This is a genomic window from Aeromonas sp. s9, from assembly GCF_040907765.1.
Taxonomy (GTDB): Bacteria; Pseudomonadota; Gammaproteobacteria; order Enterobacterales; family Aeromonadaceae; genus Aeromonas; species Aeromonas caviae.
Map to the genome: position 1 here is coordinate 77,024 of NZ_JBFOCK010000015.1, position 24,583 is coordinate 101,606.

Genomic DNA, 24,583 nt, shown 5'->3' on the forward strand with positions numbered 1-24,583 from the left:
GGGTTTCCTTTAGCTTTATCTTTAGCGTTTGATGGCTTTCAAAATAACGAATTTGCTGTTCGACGCAACGACTTGTGCGTTGCCAAACAGGCGCTTGAGTTTGTTGTGATAGTCCAGATGACGGTTGCCTACTATCCAGAGTTCGCCCCCCTGAGGCAACACCCGGTGGGCATCGCTGAACATCTGCCAGGCGATGTGATCGGTGATCGCCTGCAACTGATGGAAGGGGGGATTGCAGAGGATCCTGTCCGCTGCCCCGACGGGAACGTCATCGAGACAGTTGTTGACCATGAAGTGGGCACGGGGCAGGGCATCGGGCAGGTTGTGCTCGACGTTGAGCCGTGCGGACGCTACCGCCATATAGGACTCGTCGATGAAGGTCACCTCCACCTCGCTGTCGCGCGCGAGCAGGGAGAGCCCGAGCACGCCGTTGCCACATCCCAGATCGATCACTCTGTGGGCACTGTGGATGGGCAGGTTGTCCAGCATGAAGCGGGCGCCGATATCCAGGCTCGTGCGCGAGAACACGTTGGCATGGTTGTGGATGAGCATGTCGGTGCCTTCCAGCGGCCAGACGGTCGGGAAGGGACTGGTCAGGGACGGGCGCTCGGCGGCCGGGGTGCAATGAATGAGGCGCGCCTTCTTCCAGGCGAGCGAGGTGCGGGTCTCCCCCAGATATTTCTCGAACAGCTTGAGGGTGGAGGTGTGGATGTCCTTGGCCTTGCCGGCAGCAATGATGCGGGTCGCAGGGGTCACGACCCCGCGCAGGGCAAGCAGTTGCTGCTCCAGCAGCGCCTGATACTTGGAGACCTTGATCACCACCAGGGCGGGGGCATCGGGCAGGGGGGCCAGCGCATCCTGCAGGGTGATGGCGTGGGGATCCAGCCCGTTTTCCGCCAGATTGGCCAGGGTGGCCCGCTCGCTGATGTGGGAGTCGGTCACGCAGACGGGGGCGTGGGCATGCAGATAGCTGGCCAGGGCGCCGAAGCCGTCGTTCATGATGATGACGGGGCCGTCAGGTGCCTGCTGCGATTCGGCAAGGTGGCTTATCAGATACTCGTCCGCCGCATCCCAGGCCTGCAGGGGGTCCTGGCTCTGCCGTGGGTAACGATACAGGGTCAGGCGGCAGTGGGCCGTGTCGAGCAGGGTTTGCATAGGCAAGAGTCCAACGTGTGATTGATGAATGGCGACCGTCTGCCCCGTGTTGCCCGGCAGCGGTGAAAGTGGCGCTATTCTAGCGGCGGCGGAGAAATTCACCAGTCCGGTGCGGCGAGAGCGAGCGGATCCTTCGTACCTGATGCATCGGGCGCACAACCCTGGCTACAATGGCCGGATATTCAACGAGGAGTCCTTACCGTGAGCATGCAACAACAGATAGAGGCCAAGCTGGCCGCCGCGCTCTCCCCGAGCCACCTGGAAGTGATCAATGAAAGCTACATGCACAGGGTGGCACCGGGCTCCGAAAGCCACTTCAAGGTAGTCGTGGTGAGCCAGGCGTTTGAGGGACAGCGTTTGCTGGGTCGCCATCGTCAGGTGAACGGGGTGCTGGCCGACGAGCTGGCGGGAGCCATTCATGCATTGGCGCTGCATACCTATACCGAATCCGAGTGGCAGGCCCGGGAGCAGGCGCCAAAGACGCCGGGTTGCGTCAGCAAATCCCCCTTTGCGTGAGCCGTTGGACCTTCTGATGGCGCCTTCCTCGGGCCATTAACAGCGCTATCACGAATGGTGTGCAGCCAGGGATGAGGGGGAGGAGCATTATTTTTTCTAATCCTTTTCCTCATGCCTGAAAAATACCCCTATATGGTTAGTTTTGCGAAAAGTCCTTTAAAACCACGGTTTGCAAGGACGTGCGCGAAATATTCAGTGAAGGTTAATTTTGTGATAGGGCGGGGATTTTCCCCATTTGGCGTGGCGGCTAACTCGCCTAAGGTGGTAAACTCAGGCGCTTTTGAATGATCCTGTATGTTGCTGATTTGTTTATTTCTTCGACAGCTTTCCGCGATGTTGACGGGCTCATTCAACAACTCGTCGTGATGTATTTCTCGGCGCTAACCAACCTGTCTTCCCTTAACGGTAGTGCAAGTGAGTATGATTACAATTAAAAGAGGACTGGACATCCCCGTGCTGGGTGCTCCGGAGCAAGTAATCTACGATGGCCCGGCCATCACCCGTGTTGCTACACTCGGCGAAGAGTTCGTGGGGATGCGTCCTACTATGTTTGTCAAAGTAGGTGATCGCGTCATTAAAGGTCAGGAGCTCTTCGAAGATAAGAAGAATCCCGGCGTTAAATTCACGGCCCCTGCCACCGGTGTGGTTTCTGAGATCAACCGTGGTGCCAAGCGTGTTCTCCAGTCCGTCGTCATCGACATCGATGGGTCCGACGAGCAGGTGACCTTTGCGCATTTTGCCTCCGCCGAGCTGGCACAGCTCGAGCGCAGCAAGGTGCAGGAGATCCTGGTCGCATCAGGCCAATGGACCGCGCTGCGTACCCGCCCGTTCAGCAAGGTGCCGGCCGTGGGCTCCACCCCGCGCGCCATCTTCGTCACCGCCATGGACACCAACCCGCTGGCCGCCAGTGCGGAGCTGATCATCAAGGAACAGGCCCAGGCCTTCCTCGACGGTCTGGCCGTGCTGACCCGCCTGACCGATGGTACCGTCCACGTCTGCAAGGGCGAAGCCAGCCTGCCGCACTCCTCCCTGGCCCAGGTCAAGGAAGCCGTGTTCGTCGGTCCGCATCCCGCCGGTCTGCCGGGCACCCACATCCACTTCCTGGATCCGGTCGGTGCCAACAAGGTGCAGTGGCACATCAACTATCAGGACGTGATCGCTTACGGCAAGCTGTTCACCACCGGCCAGATCTTTACCGACAAGGTGATCTCCCTGGCTGGCCCGAACGTCATCAAGCCGCGTCTGCTGCGTACCCGTCTGGGTGCCAGCCTCAGCCAGCTGACCAACAACGAGCTGCGTGCGGACGAAAACCGCATCATCTCCGGTTCCCTGCTGAGCGGTGCCAAGGCCGAAGGGGTCCATGACTACCTGGGTCGCTTCCACAACCAGGTGAGCGTGCTGGGCGAAGGCCGTGAGAAAGAGTTCATGGGCTGGGTCAAACCCAGTGCCAACAAGTTCTCCATCACCCGTACCACCCTCTCTCACCTGATGAAGGGCAAACTCATCAACTTCACTACCACCACCAACGGTAGTGATCGCTCCATGGTGCCTATCGGCAACTATGAGCGCGTGATGCCGCTCGACATCCTGCCGACCCTGCTGCTGCGGGATCTGATCTCCGGTGACACCGACAGCGCGCAGGCGCTCGGCTGCCTGGAGCTGGATGAGGAAGATTTGGCGCTCTGTACCTTCGTCTGCCCCGGCAAGACAGAGTACGGCCCCGTCTTGCGTGAGTGCCTGACCAAGATCGAACTGGAAGGTTAAGCGATGAGTTTCAAGCAACTTCTTGAAAATATGGAACATCACTTCGAGCCGGGTGGCAAGTACGCAAAGTACTATGCCTTGTTCGAAGCGGCGTACACCCTGTTTTATACCCCGGGTTCCGTGACCCGCAATGCCGCCCATGTCCGTGATGCGATCGATCTGAAGCGCATGATGATCATGGTGTGGCTGGCTGTGTTCCCGGCCATGTTCTGGGGCATGTACAACGTCGGCAACCAGTCTATCGCCGCCATCGCCCACATGGGCAGCGCGGCCGGTGCCGATTCCTGGCAATACGCCCTGGCCACCCTGTTCGGTGCCTCGCTGGATCCGGCCGTCGCCGGCATCGGCAGCAAGATGCTGATCGGTGCGGCGCACTTCTTCCCGATCTACATCACCGTCTTCATCGTCGGTGGTTTCTGGGAAGTGTTGTTCGCCATGGTGCGCAAGCACGAGATCAACGAAGGCTTCTTCGTGACCTCCATCCTGTTCGCCCTGATCGTGCCGCCCGAGCTGCCCCTGTGGCAAGCTGCCCTGGGTATCACCTTCGGTGTGGTGCTGGCCAAGGAAGTGTTCGGTGGTACCGGCAAAAACTTCCTGAACCCGGCGTTGGCGGGTCGTGCCTTCCTGTTCTTCGCCTACCCGGGTCAAATCTCCGGTGATGCGGTCTGGGTTGCCGTTGACGGCTTCTCCGGCGCAACCGCACTGAGCCAGTGGGCCCAGGGCGGCCAGATGGCGCTGATCAACGGTGCCACCGGTGAAGCCATCAGCTGGATGGATGCCTTCCTTGGCAACCTGCCCGGTTCCATCGGTGAAGTTTCCACCCTGATGATCCTCATCGGCGCAGCCATGATCGTCTACATGCGCATCGCCTCCTGGCGCATCATCGCCGGCGTCATGGTCGGCATGGTCGCGACCTCCCTGCTGTTCAACGTCATCGGTTCCGATACCAACCCCATGTTCAGCATGCCGTGGCACTGGCACCTGGTGTTGGGTGGCTTCGCGTTCGGCATGGCCTTCATGGCGACCGACCCCGTTTCCGCTGCCTTCACCAACAAGGGCAAGTGGTGGTATGGCGCCCTGATCGGCGTGATGGTGGTGCTGATCCGGGTAGTGAACCCTGCATTCCCGGAAGGCATGATGCTGGCCATTCTGTTCGCCAACCTGTTTGCCCCCTTGTTTGACCATTTCGTGGCACAGGCGAACATCAAGCGGAGGATCGCACGTGGCGTTTAATAAAGACTCTACTACCGGCACTCTCGCCGTAGTGACCGGTCTGTGTCTGGTCTGCTCCATCGTGGTCTCCGTGGCTGCCGTGGGTCTGCGTCCGGCCCAGCTGGAAAACAAGGCACTGGACAAGCAAAGCAACATCCTGTCCGTCGCCGGCGTCGACATCAGCGCCGTGGCCAAGCGTGACCTGGCCCAGCTCTATGGCGACAAGATTGAAGCGCGTCTGGTGGATCTGACCAGCGGTGAGTTCGTTGACGGCGATGCCGACAACTTCGACACCAAGGTTGCCGCCAAGGATCCGGCCAAGAGCATTCGCCTGGCTCCGGCCGACGACAAGGCCGGCCTGCGTCAGATCTCCAAGCTGGTTCCCGTGTTCTTCGCCAAAGATGCCGAAGGCAAGGTCGACAACATCATCCTGCCGATCTACGGCCAGGGTCTGTGGTCCACCATGTATGCCTTCGTAGCGGTCGCGGCCGACGGTCAGACCATCAAGGGCATCACCTACTATGACCACGGTGAAACCCCGGGTCTGGGTGGCGAGATCGAGAACCCGGCCTGGCGCGAGCTGTTCGTCGGCAAGAAGCTGTTCGACCAGAACGGTCAGCCTGCGCTGCGTGTGATCAAGGGCCATGCTCCGGCTGGTTCCGAGCATGAAATCGACGGCCTGTCTGGTGCAACCCTGACCGGTAATGGTGTACAGCACACCTTCGACTTCTGGATGGGCCCCAAGGGCTTCGGTCCCTTCCTGGCCAAGGTACGTGCAGGAGAAATCAACAATGGCTGACAAGAGCGAAATGAAAAAGTTGCTGTTGACGCCTGTGCTCGGCAACAACCCCATCGCACTGCAGGTGCTGGGTGTCTGTTCCGCGCTGGCCGTTACCAGCCAGATGAAGACGGCGTTCGTGATGACGCTGGCCGTTACCGCGGTCACCGCCTTCTCCAACCTGTTCATCTCCCTGATCCGCAACCAGATCCCGAACAGCGTGCGGATCATCGCCCAGATGGCGGTGATTGCCTCGCTGGTTATCGTGGTTGACCAGGTGCTCAAGGCGTATGCCTATGACATCTCCAAGCAACTGTCGGTGTTCGTCGGCCTCATCATCACCAACTGTATCGTGATGGGTCGTGCCGAAGCCTACGCCATGAAGAGTGCCCCGCTGCCCTCCTTCCTGGACGGTATTGGCAACGGTCTGGGTTATGGCGCCGTGCTGCTGACCGTGGCCACCGTGCGCGAGATCCTGGGTTCCGGCACCTGGTTCGGCATCGAGCTGCTGCCGCTGGTGAACAATGGTGGCTGGTATGTGCCCAACGGCCTGCTGCTGCTGCCGCCGAGTGCGTTCTTCATCATTGGTCTGATCATCTGGGGCGTGCGCACCAAGGATCCCAAGCAGGTGGAGGCGAAGGATTAAGGTATGGAACACTATATCAGTCTGTTGATTCGCTCGATCTTCATCGAGAACCTGGCGCTCTCCTTCTTCCTGGGGATGTGTACCTTCCTGGCGGTGTCCAAGAAGGTCAAGACCGCCATGGGTCTGGGGATTGCCGTTATCGTGGTTCAGACCGTGGCCGTCCCGGCCAACAACTTGATCTACAACTACGTGCTCAAAGACGGTGCCCTGGTATCCGGTCTGGATCTGAGTTTCCTGAGCTTCATCACCTTCATCGGGGTGATCGCGGCCCTGGTACAGATCCTGGAGATGGCCCTGGACAAGTACTTCCCGGCCCTCTACAACGCCCTCGGTATCTTCCTGCCGCTCATCACCGTGAACTGCGCCATCTTCGGTGGCGTCTCCTTCATGGTGCAGCGTGACTACAACTTCGTTGAGTCCGTGGTCTATGGCGTGGGTTCGGGTGCAGGCTGGATGCTGGCCATCGTCGCGATGGCAGGGATCCGCGAGAAGATGAAATATTCCGATGTTCCGGAAGGCCTGCGCGGCCTCGGCATCACCTTCATCACCGCGGGTCTGATGGCGCTGGGCTTCATGTCCTTCTCTGGTATTTCCCTGTAATCGGAAAGGAAATATAGATGGAAATTATTCTGGGTGTGGTCATGTTCACCGTGATCCTGCTGGCCTTGGTGGCAGTCATTCTGTTCGCCAAGTCCAAGCTGGTGACCGCCGGTGACGTGACAATCAGCATCAACGGCGACCCGGCCAAGGCTGTGACCAGCCCGGCGGGTGGCAAGCTGCTTGGCGTGCTCGCCGGCAGTGGTATCTTCGTCTCCTCCGCCTGTGGTGGCGGTGGCTCCTGTGGTCAGTGCAAGGTGCGTGTGAAATCCGGCGGCGGCGACATCCTGCCGACCGAGCTGGATCACATCAGCAAGGGCGAAGCCCGTCATGGCGAGCGTCTGGCCTGTCAGGTCACCGTGCGCTCCGACATGGACATCGAGCTGCCGGAAGAGATCTTCGGCGTGAAGAAGTGGGACTGTACCGTCATCTCCAATGACAACAAGGCCACCTTCATCAAGGAGCTCAAGCTGCAGATCCCCGATGGCGAGAGCGTGCCGTTCCGCGCCGGTGGTTATATCCAGATCGAAGCGCCTGCCCACCACGTGCAGTACAAGAACTTCGATATTCCCGAGGAGTATCGTGGTGACTGGGATCGCTTCAAGATCTTCGAGCTGGAGTCCAAGGTCAACGAGCCGATCATCCGTGCCTACTCCATGGCGAACTATCCGGAAGAGTTCGGCATCATCATGCTGAACGTGCGGATCGCAACCCCGCCGCCCAGCAACTGGACTGCCCCTCCCGGCCAGATGTCTTCCTACATCTTCAGCCTGAAGGCCGGTGACAAGGTGACCATCTCCGGTCCGTTCGGCGAGTTCTTCGCCAAGGACACCGACGCCGAAATGGTGTTCGTCGGTGGTGGTGCGGGTATGGCGCCGATGCGCTCCCACATCTTCGACCAGCTGCGCCGTCTGAAGACCAAGCGCAAGATGAGCTTCTGGTACGGTGCCCGTTCCAAGCGCGAGATGTTCTATGTCGAAGACTTCGACATGCTGCAGGCCGAGAACGACAACTTCCAGTGGCACGTCGCCCTGTCCGATCCGCAACCGGAAGACAACTGGGATGGCTACACCGGCTTCATCCACAACGTGTTGTTCGAGAACTACCTCAAGAACCACGAGGCGCCTGAGGATTGCGAGTTCTACATGTGCGGGCCTCCCGTGATGAACGCCGCCGTCATCAACATGCTGAAAAACCTCGGTGTTGAAGACGAAAACATCCTGCTGGATGACTTCGGTGGTTAATCCATGCACAGCGTTGTAAAGACCTGGCTAGCCTTCGGGCTAGCCTTTTTCTTGACTGGGTGCGGTCAGGAAACGGTCCAATCGAAGCCGGAGATCCACATCACCGGCAGCACCATGGGTACCTACTACTCCATCAAGGTGGCGGATCGCGCCGTTCAGGATGCCGCCAGGCTGCAAGCCGAGGTCGATGTCTTGCTGGAGCGGGTCAACGATCAGATGTCGACCTATCGCCCGGATTCCGAGCTGTCACGCTTCAACCAGCACAAGAGCAATACCCCTGTGGTGGTTTCCCGCGATACCGCGCGGGTGGTGACCGAGGCCATTCACATTGGCCGCGAGAGCCGCGGGGCGCTGGACGTCACCGTCGGTCCTCTGGTCAATCTGTGGGGCTTTGGGCCGGATGCCAGACCGAGCAAGGTGCCGTCCGACGAGCTGATCGCCCAGACCCGGCAGAAGACGGGCCTTGGCAATCTGCATGTGATAACCTCGGTCGACGCCGATACCTTGCAAAAGGACATCCCGGACCTCTACGTGGATCTCTCCGCCATTGCCAAGGGGTTTGGCGTGGACAAGGTGGCCGAGTACCTGGAGTCCCAGGGGGCGCGCAACTATCTGGTGGAGATCGGCGGCGAGCTGCGCATCAACGGTGTCAACGGCAAGGGGCATCCCTGGCGTGTCGCCATCGAGAAGCCGACCGTCAATGCCGGTTCCGTACAAGAGGTGATCCTGCCCGGTGACAACGGGGTGGCCACCTCGGGCGAGTACCGCAACTATTACGAGCTGGACGGCAAGCGCTTCTCCCACACCATGGATCCGCTGACGGGCAAGCCCATCCAGCACCGCCTGGTGTCGGTGACCGTCATCCACCCCTCCTGCATGACTGCAGACGGGTTGGCGACCGTGTTCATGGTCATGGGGCCGGAGAAGAGCCTGGCCTATGCCAAGGAACGGGGGCTGGCCATCTTCACCATCACCAAGACGGATGACGGGTTCGAAGAGGCCTATTCGGATGCCTTCAAACCATATCTGGTCAAGAAGTAAGGGGTAACTACATGCAGATCTTTCTGATCACCTTCGGGGTGTTTCTGATGGTCGTGGTGGCCATGGCCATCGGCTACATTTTCCAGCGCAAGTCCATCTCCGGCTCCTGTGGCGGCCTGGGTTCCATCGGGATCGAGAAGGAGTGCGACTGCCCCGAGCCTTGTGACAACCGCAAGAAGAAGATGGCCAAAGAAGAGGCCCGTCGCAAGATGCTGGTGGACAACCGCATCATCTAACGGCGGATATCGCTCTGAAGGCAGCCTTGCAACGAAACGAGCCGACCCCTGGGTCGGCTCGTTTTTTATGTGGCATGGGGTCAGTAGTCATATTGGCTGCATGCCTTTGCCTTGAACTCTTTCTTTCGCTTTGCCAGCTCCTCCCTGGTGCCCAGTTCATCCCCTTGCTGTATGGCTTTTTCCAAGGCGGCGATGCGCTGATAGAGCCAGTTGCACTCCGCAGTCGGGTGATCCTTGCTCGCGCCCGTCAGCGGCAGCAGCAGGCCCAGCAGCGGCCAGAATCTTCTCATCCTGCACCTCCCAGCCCCCGCAAATGGGAGCCCTGAGAGTCTATGCCCTAGCCCGAACTGGCGCGCTGGCAGAAATGACAGGCTTGGGGTAGCATGGAACGTTCAACTGGTTATCCATACAGTATTTTTGTCGTTCGACACGCCTCCTCGCCGGATGCCCAGGGTCTATCCCTATGATCTGTTCGGGAGGCTGTCGACACAGCAACAGACACGGCCATGCGCAAGATCATTCACATCGACATGGACTGCTTCTTCGCCGCGGTGGAGATGCGGGACAACCCGGCCCTCAGGGAGGTGCCGCTCGCCATCGGTGGCGCCGCCGACCGACGCGGGGTCATCTCCACCTGCAACTACGTGGCGCGCCGCTTCGGGGTGCGCTCTGCCATGCCGAGCGCCCTGGCCAGAAAGCTCTGTCCGCCATTGGTGCTGATCCCCGGGCGGATGGCCGTCTACAAAGAAACTTCGCGCCAGTTGCGCGCCATCTTCCTGCGCTACACCGAGCAGGTGGAGCCGCTCTCCCTCGATGAAGCCTATCTCGACGTGACCCAGAGTCCCCGCTGCGGTGGCAGCGCCACCCTGATGGCGGCGGAGATCCGTGCCGCCATCAGCGCCGAGCTTGGGCTGACTGCCTCGGCCGGTGTGGCGCCGAACAAGTTTCTGGCCAAGCTCGCCTCGGAGCAGCGCAAGCCTGACGGCCTGTTCGTCATCCGCCCCCAGGAGGTGGACGAGTTCGTGCGCCAGCTCCCTCTTGGCAAGCTGCCCGGCATCGGCCGCAAGACGGCAGAGCGGCTGGAGTCCCTCGGGCTGTATTCGTGCGAAGATGCCCGCCAGCTCGGCAACGAGGAGCTGATCGCCCGTTTCGGCAAGCTCGGGGAGATGCTGGCCGGCCGCATCTGGGGGCATGACGATCAGCCGGTGCAGGCCAGGCGGGTGCGCAAGAGCATCGGTGTGGAGACGACGCTCGCCAGCGATGTGCTGGACGAGGACGCCTGCTGGCAGGTGCTCAGCCGGCTCATTCCCGAGCTGGAGCAGCGTTTTGCCAAGGCCTGCTCTGCGGAGATGCTGATGGGGCAGGGGATCAAGCTGAAGTTTGCCGATTTTCACCAGACCACCGTTTATCGCAAGGGGAGTTATCAGGCGGCCCGCTTCCACGATCTGCTGCACGAGGGACTGCAACGGGCTCAAGGAAAGCCCATTCGCCTGCTCGGTCTGGTCGTTGGTTTGCCCGGAGAGGGTGAAATCAATCAATTAAGCCTGGATTTCTGCTGATTTAGTTAAGTTTTTGTATCCAAAACCGATACAGTGTTCACATCTGTAGACGTTAGGAAATAGTGGCATGAGTTCTCTTTCTGTTCAGGGACGGATCACCCTGATCGCCGGTTGCTGTCTGCTGGCCAGTGCCGTCGCGCTGGTGGCTTCTTCTCTTTTCAACGCGGCCCGCATGCAGGAGCAGGTGCTCACCTCCACCACCCTGGAGGGGCAGCACGCGGCAGAAAACTGGATGCAGGCCATGGGGGCGACCCAGGCAGCCCGGGTGACCAGCTACCTCGATGAGGCTTACTTCAGGGCGACCCTGCTTGCCGAGGGCATTCTGTTCCAGCGCAAGAACGCGGCCGACAACTTCGTTCACTCCGAGGCGCTGCGCAATGCCGTCAACCAGCAGTTGCAGGATGCGGCGGAGTCGTCAGCGAACCTGCTCGGTGTCTATGCGGTATTCGAACCCAACCAGCTCGACGGGGAGGATGACAACTATCAGGGGTCGACGGCGCTCGGCGCCAACGACAAGGGGCGTTTTTCCAGCTATTGGGCCAGGGTCGACGGCAAGGTCAGCCTGGAGGTGATGGACGAGGCGATGCTGGCCAACGACAAGCCCTCCGGACACGGCGGCCTTGAGAACGACTGGTACAGTTGCAGCATCCGCAGCAAGGCGCTCTGTCTGCTCGAACCCTATGTGGACGAGGTGGGGACCCAGCAGGTGTTAATGACCTCGGTGACCGTGCCGCTGCTGGACCAGGGTTCCCTGCTTGGCATGGTGGGGGTCGACATCTCCCTGGGGACCCTGCAGAGCCTGGTGGAAGAGATGGGCCGGACCCTCTACAAGGGGCAGGGCAAGGTGCTTCTGCTCAGCAGTGAAGGGCGGGTGGCCGGCGTGGAAGGGTTCCCGGTCGCCCTTGGCAATCTGCTGGAGCAGCAAGGGCTGGCGCAGGATCTCAAGGGGTGGCTGACCAAGGGAGATGTGGTGACGCGCTGGAGCCCGGATGGCGCACTGTTGCAGACCTTCGTGCCGGTCAGCATGCGCGGTACGGATCGCAAGTGGGGCATCTATATCGAGCTGCCCCGCGCCGTGGTGCTCGCCTCGGCCCTGCAACTGCAAGGGGAGCTTGAGGATCAGGCCCAGCGCAGCGTGGCCACCCAGCTCACCATAGGTGGCGGGATTTCGGCGCTCGCCCTGCTCTGCATCTGGCTGATGGCCCAGCGCATCGTGGCGCCCATCCGCGCCGTGGTGGCACGCCTCAAGGACATTGCCAGCGGGGAGGGGGATCTCACCCAGCGCATCGATCTGCGCAGGGATGACGAGATAGGCGAGCTGGCCAAGTGGTTCAACAACTTCCTGGACAAGCTGCAATCCACCATCAGCCAGGTGATCGACACCGTTGCGGGCACTCGGGCCAGTGCGGCCCTGGCGGCGCAAGGGGCAGCCCGTACCAGCGCCGGCATGCAGTCCCAGTATCAGGAGGTGGATCTGGTGGCGACCGCGTTTGAAGAGTTGAGCGCTACCGCCCTGCAGGTCGCCGGCAATGCCAATGCGGCGGTGGCGGCGGCCGATGAGGCCGACACGGCGGCCCAGGAGGGCAAGTCCGTGGTGGCGCAGACCCAGGAGGCCATGTCCAGACTGATGACGGTGATAAGCGATGCCAAACCAGTGGTGGAGCACCTCTCCGCCAACAGCGACAACATCAACGACATCCTGGTGGTGATCCAGGGGATCGCCGAGCAGACCAACCTGCTGGCCTTGAACGCGGCCATCGAGGCGGCCCGAGCCGGTGAGCAGGGGCGCGGTTTTGCGGTGGTCGCCGACGAGGTGCGCAACCTGGCGGGCCGAACCCAGAACGCCATCGTCGAGATCCAGAACCTCATCGGCCAGTTGCAGTCGGGGACGGAGGCGGTGGTGAAGGCGATCCTGACCGGTCATCACCAGGCGGATCTGACCCTCACCAAGGTGGAGCAGTCGGTCAGCGTGCTGGAGCAGATCATCCAGGCGGTCGGCACCATCCACCAGATGAACGAGCAGATCGCGAGGGCCGCGCAGGAGCAGAGCGGAGTGGCGGACGAGATCAATCGCAACGTCAGCAACATTCGCGATGTGAGCCATACCATTCGGGCGGAAGCGGCGACCTCCGCCGACAACGGGCGCGAGCTGTCGCAACTGGCGGACAAGCAGCAGCAACTGGTGGGCCAGTTCCGGGTGTAGGGGAGGATAAGAAAAAAGGCGCCATCCAACCGGAGGCGCCAAACACATTCAGATGACAGACTGGGTTAAATCGACCTGATTTAGCCCTTCTTCCCGCAGAGGAAGAAACACAACACCACAATCACTGTCGACTCACTCACAAAAACCACATGTAAACCAACATGGAAGAGAAGGTGTGAGCCATATGACAACGAATTGCGTGGCGAATTATGTTTATTCACTGGTCGACCCGCAACCGACAATTTATAATGCGCCTCATTAGAAAAATTCATCGTCGGCCGATTCCATGTCTCGTCGTTTACCTCCGCTCAATGCACTGAAAGCGTTTGAAGCCGCGGCTCGTCACTTGAGCTTTACCCGCGCAGCAGAAGAGCTGTTCGTGACCCAGGCAGCCATCAGCCACCAGATCAAGGCGCTGGAGGAGTATCTCGGCATCAAGCTGTTTCGCCGCAAGAATCGCTCCCTGCTACTGACCGAGGAGGGGCAGAGCTACTTCCTCGACATCAAGGACATCTTCGCCTCCATCTCCGAGGCGACCGACAAGCTGCTGGCCCGCAGCGCCAAGGGGGCGCTCACCGTCTCCCTGCAGCCGAGCTTCGCCATCCAGTGGCTGGTGCCCCGCCTGGTCAAGTTCAGCGAACGCCACCCGGACATCGATGTGCGGATCAAGGCGGTGGACATGGACGAGGGGTCGCTGACCGACGACGTGGACGTGGCCATCTACTACGGCCGCGGCAACTGGCCGGGTCTTCGTTCGGACAAGCTGCACACCGAGTACCTGATCCCGGTCTGCTCGCCCCTGTTGCTGACCGGCCCCAAGCCCCTGCGCACCCCGGACGATCTGACCCGTCACACCCTGCTGCACGACACCTCCCGGCGCGACTGGAAGGCCTGGTTCCGCCAGCTCGACATCGATGCCCCCAATGTGAATCAGGGGCCCATCTTCAGCCACTCCACCATGGTGATCCAGGCGGCGATCCACGGTCAGGGGGTGGCGCTCGGCCACAGCGTGCTGGCCCAGCCGGAGATAGAGGCGGGTCGTCTCATCTGCCCGTTCGAGCAGGTGCTGGTGAGCAAGAACGCTTTCTATCTGGTGTGTCAGGAGCAGCAGTCCGATCAGGGCAAGATAGTGGCCTTCCGTGACTGGATGCTGGAACTGGTGGAGCAGGAAGAGGCCCGCAGGCGTGCCCGCCTTGCCGATGCCTGAGGAGTTGACCTGGTGACTGACCTGACAAGAGAGGGGGCGAGTGACGCCCCCGTTCGCATTCTGCTGGCCCACGGCGCGGGGGCGGGCATGGAGCACAGCTTCCTGGCCGAGTTGTCGCGACTGCTGGCGGGGCCGGATATCGAGGTGGTGCGCTTCAACTTCCCCTATATGACCAAACGAGCTCAGGACGGCAAACGCAGGCCGCCGGACAGACAACCCGTGCTGCTGGCTCACTGGCGCGAGATGGTGCGTCAGTTTGCCCATCCCCGGCTGTTTCTGGCGGGCAAGTCCATGGGGGGAAGGATGGCGGCCGAGCTGTTTTGCGAGGGGGGCGACGAGATGGATGCTGCAGGATTGATCGTTCTCGGGTATCCTTTCCACCCCCCGGCCAAGCCCGACGCATGGCGGGGCGAGGTGCTCAAGCTGATCACGACGCCCACACTGCTGCTGCAGGGGGAGCGCGATACCTTCGGTTCCCGCGCCGAGCTGGCCGATTTCCCCTTCTCACCCGCCGTATCGGTCCACTGGCTGACCGACGGGGATCATGGTTTCAAACCGAGAAAGGCGAGCGGCATGAGCGAGCAGGAGAACCTGCGCCTGGCCGCGGAGCGGATCAAGGGTTTTATCGCGGCGGTGGGCCGCTCCTGACCATCTCGAGCGGGTCGAGAGAAGAAGCGTGCAAGGAGAGAAGATGCAGATCCAACGACATTGGCTGGTGCTGGCGGGCTTCTTCGGCCTGACGGCCACCATGCTCGGGGCCTACGGCGCTCATGGGCTGGCGGCGACCGGCATCGCTCCTTCGTTGCTGGCGGCGTTCAACACCGCCGTGCAATACCAGTTTTTCCACGCCCTGGCCCTGCTGGTGCTGGGGTTGTGCGGCGTGCGCGGCAAGGTGATCACCTTCGCGGGCGCCGTCTTTGTGCTGGGGATCCTGGGATTCTCCGGCAGTATTTACGCCATGGTGCTGCTTGGCAGCAAGGGGCTGGGGCTCATCACCCCGGCCGGTGGCCTCTGTTTTATGTTGGGATGGGCGGCTCTGATGTGGGCCGGCTGTCGTCTTGGAGGAAAGAATGAATAATCTGCTGCTTTATTGCCGCCCGGGTTTTGAGAAAGAGGCGGCGGCAGAGATCACCGAGCGTGCCGGCAACATGCAGTGCTACGGCTTTGCCCGGGTCAAGGACGACAGCGGCTATGTGATCTTCGAGTTGTATGACGAGGAGCAGGCCGATCTGCTGGCGCGCAAGCTGCCGTTCCGCGAGCTCATCTTCATTCGCCAGATGCTGGTGGTGACCCACGAGCTGAAAGATCTGGAAATAAGCGATCGGGTCTCTCCCATCCTGGAGGCGGCGAGCGGTTACGCCATTTGCGGTGATCTTCGGGTTGAGACGGCCGATACCAACGAGGCGAAGGAGCTCTCCGCCTTCTGCCGCAAGTTCACCGTGCCGCTTCGCCAGGCGCTGCGCAGCAACGAGATCCTGACCAAGAAGGAGACCCCGAACCGTCCCGTGTTCCACGCCTTCTTCCTGGCCAATGACCACCTGATGCTGGGGTACTCCTACTCCTTCAACAACTCTGCCTTCCACATGGGGATCCCGCGCCTGCGATTCCCGGCCGATGCCCCGAGCCGCTCCAGCCTCAAGCTGGAAGAGGCGTTCTACGTCTTCGTGCCGAAGGAAGAGTGGGACTTGCGCCTGTGCTCCGGCCTGAAGGCCGTGGATCTTGGTGCCTGCCCGGGTGGCTGGACCTATCAGCTGGTGCGTCGCGGCATGATGGTGACGGCGGTGGACAACGGCATGATGGCCCAATCCCTGATGGACACAGGTCAGGTGAAGCACATCCGTGACGATGGTTTCGTGTGGCGGCCGAGCAAGAAGAATACCTACTGGCTGGTGTGCGACATGGTGGACAAACCGGCGCGAGTGACCCACATGGTGGCCGACTGGTTCAGGGAGAACGACTGTCAGGAAGCCATGTTCAACCTCAAGCTGCCGATGAAGAAGCGCTACGCCGAGGCGGTGCACAACATCGAGGTGCTGCGCGGACTGCTGGCCGACATCGACGGCGGTTTCATCATTCAGGCCAAACAGCTCTATCACGATCGCGAAGAGATCACGGTGCACGTTTACAACAAGTTCTGGGTCTCCAAGCTGTCCCCCAAGTCCTGAAGCAGCATCGGGAACAGGGCATGAAAAAACCGGACGGCGACGTCCGGTTTTTTTGTGTCTGGGTCATCAGAAGCGGTAGTCCAGACGCATCATGGACTCGTCGTCGGTGATCTTCAGCTCAATTTGCAGGGGAATGGTCTTGTCACTGGGGTTGAACTGCATCTTGACGCCATCCCCGCGAAGCTTGACAGAGGTGTTGATGCCACCAGCGTTGAACTTGATCCTGGGCTTTTGCTTTTCGAAGGAGAGGCTGACGCTCTTCTCTGCCGTGAGGTTCAGCTTCTGATAGGGGGTGACCTGCCGATTGCCGTTGCTGTCGGTGGTGATATCCACCCCCAGAGAGAGCGGCTTGGGCTGTTTGAGCAGATCGTTGGTATCCAGGGTGGATTGCCAGGTCTGCTTGGCTGGCGCCTCGTGCTGGGGGGGCGGCGTCAACCAGGCATTGTCGACTGGCCTGTCTAATGCCGTGGCACTGCTGCTGACAATCAGCAAGATGAAAGTAGCACGCATGGTGGATCTCCTTATCCCTCATATCAACATAGTATTCATCTGGCGTGGGAGGTAGGGAGGCGTTGGCATAAAACAAAGGGAGCCGAAGCTCCCTTTTAAAATCATATGGTTGGATTCTATTTATAGACGGTCGATGATGGCCTGGGTGAATTCGCTGGTGGACGCTGTGCCCCCCAGGTCACGGGTCACCCGATCGCCGGACTCGATGGTCGCCCGCACGGCCTCGCGAATGCGCTCCGCTTTGTCCTGCATGCCGAGATACTCCAGCATCTGGATGGAGGCGAGGATCACCGAGGTGGGGTTGGCGATGTTCTTGCCGGCGATGTCCGGCGCAGAGCCGTGTACCGCTTCGAAGATGGCGGCCCCTTCACCGATGTTGGCGCCCGGCGCCATGCCCAGCCCCCCCACCAGACCGGCACAGAGATCCGAGAGAATGTCGCCGAACAGGTTGGTGGTGACCATCACATCGAAGCGTTCCGGGTACATCACCAGGTTCATGCAGGCGGCGTCGACGATCATCTCCTCGTTCTGGATGTCCGGGTAGCGGGCCGCGACCTGACGGGCCACTTCCAGGAACAGGCCGGAGGTGGACTTGAGGATGTTGGCCTTGTGGATGATGGTGACCTTCTTGCGTCCTTCCTGGCGCGCCAGCTCGAAGGCGAAGGTGACGATGCGCTCGGCCCCTTCCCGAGTGATGATGCTCATCGCCTCGGCGCTCTGGTTGTCATCGCTGCGCTTCTGGCCGGCACCGGAGTACATGCCTTCGGTGTTCTCGCGCACCGTGATGATGTCGATGTTGTCGTAACGGCTCTTGGTGCCCTTGAAGGAGAGGACGGGGCGCACGTTGGCGTAGAGATTGAACTTCTTGCGCAGGGAGACGTTGATGGAGGTGAAGCCGCCGCCGACCGGAGTGGTGAGCGGGCCTTTCAGGCTGACCTTGTTCTTCTCGATCAGGTCGAGGGTGGCCTGGGGCAGCAGTTCGCCATGTTTTTCCAGGGCTACCAGACCGGCGTCTGCGTATTCGTAGTCGAAGTCACAACCCGCGTGGGTCAGGATCTGGATGGCGGATTCGATGATGCTGGGGCCGATGCCGTCGCCCGGGATGACGGTAATCTTTCTTTTTGACATGAGGCGTATCCACTTCTAGGGAACAGAGGGGGAGGATTCGTCGGCTTTATACCATTTTTGCACCACATCCTCCATGTTTCTTTACATTTTACCCATTTATGTCAACAGGTACGGCCTGTCTTGGGAAATGGTGTGCTGGGGATCACGCCCCGGCATCAGGGACGGGAGGGTAGCGGATCTCCCGCAGGTTGAACCCGAGCGGGATATCGTGCTGCAGCCGGACCAGGCGTTGGGCCAGCAGGGCCTCTTCCCGGTGCTGGCGCAGCTTGAGCAGGGGTCTGGTGGCCTCCTCCCGCTCGCAGGCCTCCAGCATGGCAGCCAGGTCCCCGTATTGCTGCAGCAACTGGGTGGCGGTCTTGGGGCCGATGCCGGGCACCCCCTTGATGTTGGAGCCGCCGATACCGGTCAGGGCCCAGAAGTCCACAAGCTGGGTCGGTGTAACGCCGTACTGCTGCTGGACGAAGGCGGCATCCAGCCAGCGTTTGTTGAAGTAATCCCGCACCCGGATCTGCGGGCAGATGAGCTGGCAGAACCCCTTGTCGGTGGAGATGATGGTGGCGCTGGCGCCGTGCTGGGCAATGCCGCTTGCCAGGGTGGCGATGAGATCGTCCGCCTCGTCGGTCTGGGAGAGCAGGGCATCCACACCGCACTCCCAGAAGGCGTCCTGCAGGTCGGCAAGCCCTTCCCTCAGCTCATCCGGCATGGGGGTGCGGCCCTCCTTGTAGGGGGGATAGAGCGTCTTGCGCCAGCTGTGGACCTCACCGTCAAAGACCGCGATGGCGTGGGTCGGCTCGCTGGCTGCCAGGAGCTTCTTGCAGGTGTTGATGAGGTTGGCTCGGGTGGCGAGCAGGGCCTGGGCCGGGGTCAGTCCCTGCTGGCTCTGCACCGCGTGCAGTCGGCGGATGAGGTTGAGGGCATCGATGATGAGCAGGTGTGGCATGGGGCACTCCGGGCGTCGGGGAGTGCCATTGTAACAATGGTGGCGTCTCCTGCTAACCCCGTAGAAGACCAGTCAATGAAAGAGGGGCCCATGGGCCCCTCCGGTGCATTGTGGTGTCCCGGCTATTTGACTATCTCGTAGCAGGGAACGTACTGGCTGCCCGGCAGCTTCATGCGCTGCTGCTTGACGAAGCTTTCCAGCAACCTGTCCATCAGGTGCATCAGCTCCTTGTCGCCGTGCAGCTTGAAGGGACCCTTCTTCTCGATGGCCCTGATGCCCCCTTCCTTGACGTTGCCTGCGACGATGCCTGAGAAGGCGCGGCGCAGGTTGGCTGCCAGCAGCTGGGGTGGCTGGTTGCGATGCAGATCCAGGCTGGCCATGCTGGCGTGATCCGGCTCGAACGGCAGCTGGAACTCGGGCTCGATCCGCAGGGACCAGTTGAAGGAGTAGGCATCTCCCACCGACTTGCGGTATTCGCGGATCTTCGGCATCGCCTCCTTCATCACGCGGGCCACCTCGGGCGCATCGCCGATGATGATCCGGTAGAGACTGGTGGCGGCTTCCCCCAGGGTCGCCTTGACGAAGTCGTCGATGGCGCGGAAGTAGTCGGCGCTCTCTTTCGGGCCGGTCAGCACGATGGGGATGGGTTGGCGATCGTTGGCCGGGTGCATCATGATGCCGAGCAGGTAGAGCAGCTCCTCGGCAGTGCCGACCCCGCCCGGGAAGATGATGATGCCGTGACCCAGACGCACGAAGGCTTCCAGCCGCTTCTCGATGTCCGGCAGGATCACCAGCTCGTTGACGATGGGGTTCGGCGGTTCGGCGGCGATGATGGAAGGCTCGGTGAGACCGATGTAACGGCCGTTGCGCACCCGCTGCTTGGCGTGGCCGACGGCGGCCCCCTTCATGGGGCCCTCCATGGCACCCGGACCGCAGCCGGTACAGATGTTGAGCTCGCGCAGACCCAGCTCGCTACCCACCGCCCGGGTGTACTGGTATTCCACCTCGTTGATGGAGTGGCCGCCCCAGCAGACCACCAGGTTGGGATCGGCGCCGGGCAGGATCGCCTTGGCGTTGCGCAGGATGGCGAACACCACATTGGAGATATGGGTGGAGCTGGTCAGGTTGACCAGACGATTGGACTCGAGCTGGGTCGACACATAGAGAATGTCCCGCAGCACGGAGAACAGGTGCTCCTGGATGCCGCGGATGATCTCGCCGTCGACGAAGGCGTGCTCGGGGGCGTTGAACAGCTCGAGCTTGACCCCGCGCTCGCGCCGGATCACGTGAATATCGAAGGATTTGAAACGTTCCAGTATCTCTTTGGAACTGTCGGTATGGCTGCCGGAGTTGAGGACCGCCAGCGAGCAGTTGCGAAACAGTTGATAGATATCGCTGGAGGCCGTCTGCTTGAGGCGATCCACCTCGAGCTGGGACAGCAGGTCCATGCTGCCCACGGGATTGATGTGTGTAATCATAATTTCCCCTTTCACTCGCTTGTTATCGTTGTGCTTTCCCTGGGGAGAAAACGGGATGCTTTGGCATCCCTCGGGTTCGATAGTAGAGGCAAGGGGGTGGGCAGGGGAATAGGGGGACTGTGCGTTTGCCGCTTTTTTAGCCGCCCCTCAAAGCGGATTCAGGCGAGATTGACCTGATCCCGGCCGGAGTGCTTGGAACTGTAAAGCGCCTTGTCGGCGCGCTCGAACGCATCCGTGGTATGGTCGCCGGTCCGAAACAGGGTGGCACCGATGGAGATGGTGATCTCGACCCTGGCATCGCGAAAGCGGAACGGGATGCTCTTGATGGTCTGACGCAGGTTCTCCAGCGGCTTCTGGTACTTGTCCGGATTGATGTTCGGCAGCAGGACCACGAACTCCTCACCGCCAAAGCGGGCGATGAAGTCGGTGTCGCGCAAGGCGTTCTGCAGGGCCTTGGCAACCACCTTCAATGCCTTGTCGCCGGCCATGTGGCCGTAATTGTCATTGATGTGCTTGAAGTGGTCGATGTCGATGATGGCCAGGCACAGGGGGGTGCCATAGCGTAACCAGCGTTTGTATTCGAGCTCGAGCCGCTCGTCCAGGGCCGCCCGGTTGTGTACCTGGGTCAGGCTGTCGAGGAAGAGCTTGTGTTTCTGGATGCTGAGCCGCTTCTTGTACTCGGCGGTCTCGTCCTTCATCAACCTGAGCTTGGCTTCCATGTTGGAGAGGTGGGTGAGCAGGTGGCGCTCGCGGTTGGCCATCTCCTCCCGCTCCTGCTGCAGCCGGCGGATGGTGTCCAGATGCCCAGAAATGGCGCCCCTGAGTATCTGTGGCGAGTCATGGGCTGCCATAGCGCGATCGATGGCGGCGAGTTCCCGCTCCAGCGCCTGTCCGCTGAGATGGGCGGCATTTTGCAGCGCCCGCCCTTCATCCAGGGATTCGGTAAAGCTGTAATGGACCGAGGAGAGACTCTCGTTCAGGGTGCTGAGAAACGCCTGGGAGGCTTTGCGCTCTTCCCGGGTACCCTCGATGATGAGTTCGATGATCTGCAGGCAGACTTCGGCCAGCAGGGCAGGGGTGATGCTCCCGAGCAACTGGCGGCGGATGTCTGCGAGGCTCTCGCCCACGGCGCCGGCAAAGTCGAGCTCGGTGATGAGACGCTGCAACTCGTCTGAAATCTGGGCATGTGCCTTGATGTCAAAGGAGTCGGTAGGGGCCGGGCTGGAGAGCTCGGTGGGGATCTCCGCCGAAGGGGGGATCAGCGGCTTGCGCGGCAGCAGCTGGATCTTGATCGCCTGCTGGTAGAACTCCAGCAGCCGGATCACCTTCTTCTGGTGATCGCCGATGCCGTAACTCTCCGGGCTGGCGAGAAACTCCTTGAGGGCGCGGCGGGTATCTTCCGGAAACCCCTTGATGGTTTTGAGCTGTTTGCTGCCGAGATCGATGGCTGCCCGGGTCAGGCTGATGGACTCTTCCATGGTGTGGCTGTGCTGCTGCAACAGCTTCTCGATGGCGATCAGATCGGCATCGATGGAGGTGAGCGGAGGGTTGCCTTCAAGTTTCTGCTTGAGCTTGGCGAGCCGGTTGTCGAGCTCGCGATCGTGGCCGCGACAGGCTTGCATCAACTTGCCGATGAACTGGATACTGCGGGTGCGTTCGGCATCGGAGAAGCTCGCCATGCCGTCAAGCTCCTGCTGTTTCTGCTGGAGGGATTCCCTGAGTCTTGCCAGTTGTCCTGTTACGGCAGCCATATCATTCATTCTTCAGGTCGCCCTGTTGTCATTATCGTTTTTGTTTCGTCCAGCAACAGAAAGCCAATCAAAGACCCCGTTGAGTACCTTTTTTGTCAAGGATTGTCCGCAACCTTCATCCGTGAAAGCGCAAGCCAGTTAACCCATTGCTTTTCATGAGAAGAATTTACTTTTACCAGTCCCTTGTCAATTGCCATCAAGCAGCATTGCCACACATCTCCGTTAAAAAATGCGGCCTGCTGGCAATCGATGGCGGCCAGCTCAAGCCAGACGCTCTGCTGGCATTTTTCGCTGAGCTGAATGGCACCCGAGAGGGCCAGGTAGCAGAGATCGAACAGGCCGTGGTGATCGAGGGCCATGGCTGCCTTGGGCAGGAAGGGATGGCTGACGATGCCGAGGCTGATGCGCCTGTCCAGCGGGTGCTCGCAGGGGAAGGCTGCCAGGGTGTCGAGCAGGGTCTGGGCCAGCTGATGCAACTGGGCCACGTGGCGCTGGGGCACCACATAGAGCAGGTGGCCTTCGCGCAGGTCGTAGATGCGGCCATCCTGCGGGGTCAGTTCGTTGACGTAACGGCCGAAGGCCTGCTCTATCTCGCGGCTGACCTGATAGCCGTGCTGCTCCAGGCTGTTGATCAGGAAGGGAACCCGGAACAGCAGGTAGTGCAGCTTGTCGTCAAATTCGCTGGTGGGGCGTTCGCTCAGGTACCAGCGCTCGGATTTCTGCTGGCGCTTGGCCATCTCCCGCGGCCAGCGGCTCATCAGTCGCTGCCAATTGGCCAGGCCGCTGCGCGGCTCTACCAGCAGGGCTTCTCCCAGCTGCTTGGCATGAAGGCGCGCGACCCGCAGTTTCAGCCAGAGGGTGAAGAACAGATAGATGAAGAGTGCCAGCAGCAGCCCGGTGCTGACGCTGGTCCAGAGGTATCGCTCCTGCTGGTGCTGGCTGACGTCGAGTTGCTGTTCCAGCTCCTTGACCTGTTGCACACGCTCCACCTGGGCGTAGTTGTCGCGCACCGCCTCCTGCTCCAGCGCCAGCTGTTGCTGGCGAACCAGTTCGCTGCGCTGGTGGTAATTCTTGTAGCTCTCCAGGGCCTGCTGGAGGTAACCCTTCTGCTCATAGGCGACGGAGAGCAGGCGGAAGATCTCGAACTGGCGCCGGATGTCCCCAATCCGGTTGGCCAGGGTGAGGGCGTTCTCCAACTGCAGGATGGCGATGCCCGCCTCCTGCTGCTTGAGGTGCAGCTCTCCCAGCAACAGCAGGGTGTCGATGAGCGACTCCTTGTCATCCCCCAGCTCATGGGACTGGCGTGCGGCGTTCAGGTAGTTTCGCGCCAGGTTGAGGTTGCCGGTCTGCAGGTAGGTCTTGCCTATCTCGAACTTGAGGTGGGCGATGCGGGTGCGGTTGCTGCTCTCGTCCAGCAGGTCGAGGGCATTGAAGAAATAGACCAGCGCCATGTTCATCTCGCCCTGATCGCGGTTGAGGCGGGCGAGCACGATCAGGGCGTCGCTCAGCATGGAAGGATTGCCGAGAGCATGAAAATAGTTGGCCGCCTCGCTGGCGTATTGCAGCGCTTTTTGTGGCTCCTGCTCTTCCTGATAGAGGCTGACCATCTGGTTCGAGAGCAGGCCGAGGAAGAGGGGATCCTGCAGGGGCTTGGCTTGCTGTTGTGCTTCGATGTACTCCCCCAGTGCAAGCTGGGGCTGATCCAGAGCCTGATAGAGATCCCCGCCCACGGCGCTGGTCCAGGCCCTGGCCAGAGGCTGTTTGGCGTGATCCGCCCATTTGCGGGTCTCTGCCAGCTGCTGTTTGGCGAGATCGAATTGCCGCTCCTCTATGCTGGCGTTGACGCGCAGCAAGCGGCTGTAGACCTGCAACTGGCTCTCCTTGAGGTCGGGATTGGCCAGCAGTTTGTCGAGTTTGTCGAGCAGGGGGGACGCGGCGCCATGGGTATGCTGTTGCAGGTTGCGGCTTCTAACCAGCAGATAGAGCCCATGGGCCTGCAGCTCGAACTGCTGCTCTTTCTCGGCCATGGCGATGCCCTGCTCAAAGGACTCCTGTGCCTGGGTGAACTGCCCTAGCTGCTGCAGACACTCCCCCTTGAGCAGATAGGCGCCCGTGGTCTGGGTGGCGGTACCGTAGTTCAGCATCGGCTCGCGATAGCCGTACTCCTGACGGTTGCTGATGATCTGCTTGGGATTGTTGGCCGTGCGTTCGAGGAAGGAGGTGGCAATCTGGGCACATCTGGCGGGATCGGTCAGCACCAGGGTCTGGGCCTGCTGCAGGTCGATGGACAACTGCTCCTTGGCCAGATCCAGATCAGGAGCCGACAGGGAGGACATCATCATTGCCAGAAAAAACAGTTGATTCATTGGATTAAGAACGGCACGGAGGTGCAGGCATGTTATCCAAGCCCACCCCCGCCCGTCCAGAGTTTACTGAGGTGATGCGCAGCGGGC

Annotated in this window: 23 protein-coding genes; 15 read left to right on the plus strand and 8 right to left on the minus strand. The window is 60.8% G+C overall.

What is annotated here, in order from left to right:
- Positions 1–21: 21 nt before the first annotated feature.
- Positions 22–1,155: a methyltransferase gene (locus tag AB5Y54_RS02475; RefSeq protein WP_368153182.1), complete on the minus strand. Its 1,134-nt coding sequence runs from the start codon at positions 1,153–1,155 to the stop codon at positions 22–24.
- Between the two features lie 207 nt (positions 1,156–1,362).
- Here AB5Y54_RS02475 and AB5Y54_RS02480 point away from each other — a divergent pair, with 207 nt between their 5' ends.
- The 9 genes from AB5Y54_RS02480 to nqrM all read left to right on the plus strand — a co-directional run bounded on the left by AB5Y54_RS02480 (position 1,363) and on the right by nqrM (position 9,189).
- Positions 1,363–1,671 carry a BolA family transcriptional regulator gene (locus AB5Y54_RS02480; protein WP_010673364.1) on the plus strand — a complete coding sequence of 103 codons (309 nt, stop codon included), beginning with the start codon at positions 1,363–1,365 and terminating at the stop codon, positions 1,669–1,671.
- Between the two features lie 420 nt (positions 1,672–2,091).
- Positions 2,092–3,435 carry a Na(+)-translocating NADH-quinone reductase subunit A gene (locus AB5Y54_RS02485; protein WP_069785570.1) on the plus strand — a complete coding sequence of 448 codons (1,344 nt, stop codon included), beginning with the start codon at positions 2,092–2,094 and terminating at the stop codon, positions 3,433–3,435.
- 3 nt (positions 3,436–3,438) lie between these two features.
- Positions 3,439–4,668: an NADH:ubiquinone reductase (Na(+)-transporting) subunit B gene (locus AB5Y54_RS02490; RefSeq protein WP_010673367.1), complete on the plus strand. Its 1,230-nt coding sequence runs from the start codon at positions 3,439–3,441 to the stop codon at positions 4,666–4,668.
- Positions 4,658–5,446 (plus strand): Na(+)-translocating NADH-quinone reductase subunit C, encoded by a 789-nt coding sequence (locus tag AB5Y54_RS02495; protein WP_029313922.1) that lies wholly within the window; start codon positions 4,658–4,660, stop codon positions 5,444–5,446. The genes AB5Y54_RS02490 and AB5Y54_RS02495 overlap by 11 nt, the downstream gene beginning before the upstream one ends.
- Positions 5,439–6,071, plus strand: coding sequence for an NADH:ubiquinone reductase (Na(+)-transporting) subunit D (locus AB5Y54_RS02500; protein ID WP_005303545.1), 633 nt, complete (start codon positions 5,439–5,441; stop codon positions 6,069–6,071). Before AB5Y54_RS02495 ends, AB5Y54_RS02500 begins: the two co-directional genes overlap by 8 nt.
- 3 nt (positions 6,072–6,074) lie before the next feature.
- Positions 6,075–6,671, plus strand: a complete 597-nt coding sequence (nqrE, locus tag AB5Y54_RS02505) for an NADH:ubiquinone reductase (Na(+)-transporting) subunit E (protein ID WP_005303538.1) — start codon at positions 6,075–6,077, stop codon at positions 6,669–6,671.
- A 17-nt stretch (positions 6,672–6,688) separates the two neighbouring features.
- The gene (nqrF, locus tag AB5Y54_RS02510) at positions 6,689–7,912 is read left to right on the plus strand and encodes an NADH:ubiquinone reductase (Na(+)-transporting) subunit F (RefSeq protein ID WP_010673369.1); all 1,224 of its coding nucleotides are present in this window, start codon (positions 6,689–6,691) and stop codon (positions 7,910–7,912) included.
- Between the two features lie 3 nt (positions 7,913–7,915).
- Positions 7,916–8,953: an FAD:protein FMN transferase gene (locus AB5Y54_RS02515; protein WP_368153184.1), complete on the plus strand. Its 1,038-nt coding sequence runs from the start codon at positions 7,916–7,918 to the stop codon at positions 8,951–8,953.
- An 11-nt stretch (positions 8,954–8,964) separates the two neighbouring features.
- Entirely contained in the window at positions 8,965–9,189 is a 225-nt protein-coding gene (nqrM, locus tag AB5Y54_RS02520; protein WP_010673371.1) for a (Na+)-NQR maturation NqrM, read from the plus strand.
- An 80-nt stretch (positions 9,190–9,269) separates the two neighbouring features.
- Here nqrM and AB5Y54_RS02525 read toward each other — a convergent pair whose 3' ends face one another.
- Positions 9,270–9,479 (minus strand): hypothetical protein, encoded by a 210-nt coding sequence (locus AB5Y54_RS02525; protein WP_069785571.1) that lies wholly within the window; start codon positions 9,477–9,479, stop codon positions 9,270–9,272.
- 216 nt (positions 9,480–9,695) lie between these two features.
- On the opposite strand from AB5Y54_RS02525, the gene dinB reads away from it, so the two are divergent.
- The 6 genes from dinB (at position 9,696) to rlmM (ending at position 16,323) form a co-directional block, all read left to right on the plus strand.
- Positions 9,696–10,748: a DNA polymerase IV gene (dinB, locus tag AB5Y54_RS02530; protein ID WP_277856160.1), complete on the plus strand. Its 1,053-nt coding sequence runs from the start codon at positions 9,696–9,698 to the stop codon at positions 10,746–10,748.
- Between the two features lie 67 nt (positions 10,749–10,815).
- A complete protein-coding gene (locus tag AB5Y54_RS02535) occupies positions 10,816–12,951 on the plus strand; it encodes a methyl-accepting chemotaxis protein (RefSeq protein ID WP_219596048.1) in 2,136 nt (711 codons plus the stop codon).
- A 286-nt stretch (positions 12,952–13,237) separates the two neighbouring features.
- Positions 13,238–14,158 carry a transcriptional regulator GcvA gene (locus AB5Y54_RS02540; RefSeq protein WP_029313926.1) on the plus strand — a complete coding sequence of 307 codons (921 nt, stop codon included), beginning with the start codon at positions 13,238–13,240 and terminating at the stop codon, positions 14,156–14,158.
- Positions 14,159–14,170: 12 nt separating this feature from the next.
- Positions 14,171–14,806 (plus strand): alpha/beta fold hydrolase, encoded by a 636-nt coding sequence (locus tag AB5Y54_RS02545; protein WP_041211279.1) that lies wholly within the window; start codon positions 14,171–14,173, stop codon positions 14,804–14,806.
- A gap of 43 nt (positions 14,807–14,849) precedes the next feature.
- Positions 14,850–15,236, plus strand: a complete 387-nt coding sequence (locus tag AB5Y54_RS02550; RefSeq protein ID WP_010673377.1) for a DUF423 domain-containing protein — start codon at positions 14,850–14,852, stop codon at positions 15,234–15,236.
- Positions 15,229–16,323, plus strand: coding sequence for a 23S rRNA (cytidine(2498)-2'-O)-methyltransferase RlmM (rlmM, locus tag AB5Y54_RS02555; RefSeq protein WP_041214679.1), 1,095 nt, complete (start codon positions 15,229–15,231; stop codon positions 16,321–16,323). Before AB5Y54_RS02550 ends, rlmM begins: the two co-directional genes overlap by 8 nt.
- 66 nt (positions 16,324–16,389) lie before the next feature.
- On the opposite strand, the gene AB5Y54_RS02560 is transcribed toward rlmM, so the two are convergent.
- From AB5Y54_RS02560 to AB5Y54_RS02585, 6 genes are all read right to left on the minus strand, one after another.
- Complete coding sequence (locus tag AB5Y54_RS02560) at positions 16,390–16,833, minus strand: hypothetical protein (RefSeq protein WP_041211281.1); 444 nt, start codon at positions 16,831–16,833, stop codon at positions 16,390–16,392.
- Positions 16,834–16,953: 120 nt separating this feature from the next.
- A complete protein-coding gene (locus AB5Y54_RS02565; RefSeq protein ID WP_010673380.1) occupies positions 16,954–17,961 on the minus strand; it encodes an isocitrate dehydrogenase in 1,008 nt (335 codons plus the stop codon).
- A gap of 142 nt (positions 17,962–18,103) precedes the next feature.
- Complete coding sequence (xni, locus tag AB5Y54_RS02570; protein ID WP_042015872.1) at positions 18,104–18,901, minus strand: flap endonuclease Xni; 798 nt, start codon at positions 18,899–18,901, stop codon at positions 18,104–18,106.
- A 122-nt stretch (positions 18,902–19,023) separates the two neighbouring features.
- Positions 19,024–20,379 (minus strand): nucleotide 5'-monophosphate nucleosidase PpnN, encoded by a 1,356-nt coding sequence (gene ppnN / locus AB5Y54_RS02575; protein ID WP_010673382.1) that lies wholly within the window; start codon positions 20,377–20,379, stop codon positions 19,024–19,026.
- A gap of 158 nt (positions 20,380–20,537) precedes the next feature.
- A complete protein-coding gene (locus AB5Y54_RS02580) occupies positions 20,538–22,139 on the minus strand; it encodes a diguanylate cyclase (RefSeq protein WP_143237926.1) in 1,602 nt (533 codons plus the stop codon).
- An 86-nt stretch (positions 22,140–22,225) separates the two neighbouring features.
- Complete coding sequence (locus tag AB5Y54_RS02585) at positions 22,226–24,496, minus strand: hypothetical protein (RefSeq protein WP_201984433.1); 2,271 nt, start codon at positions 24,494–24,496, stop codon at positions 22,226–22,228.
- Positions 24,497–24,583 lie beyond the last annotated feature (87 nt).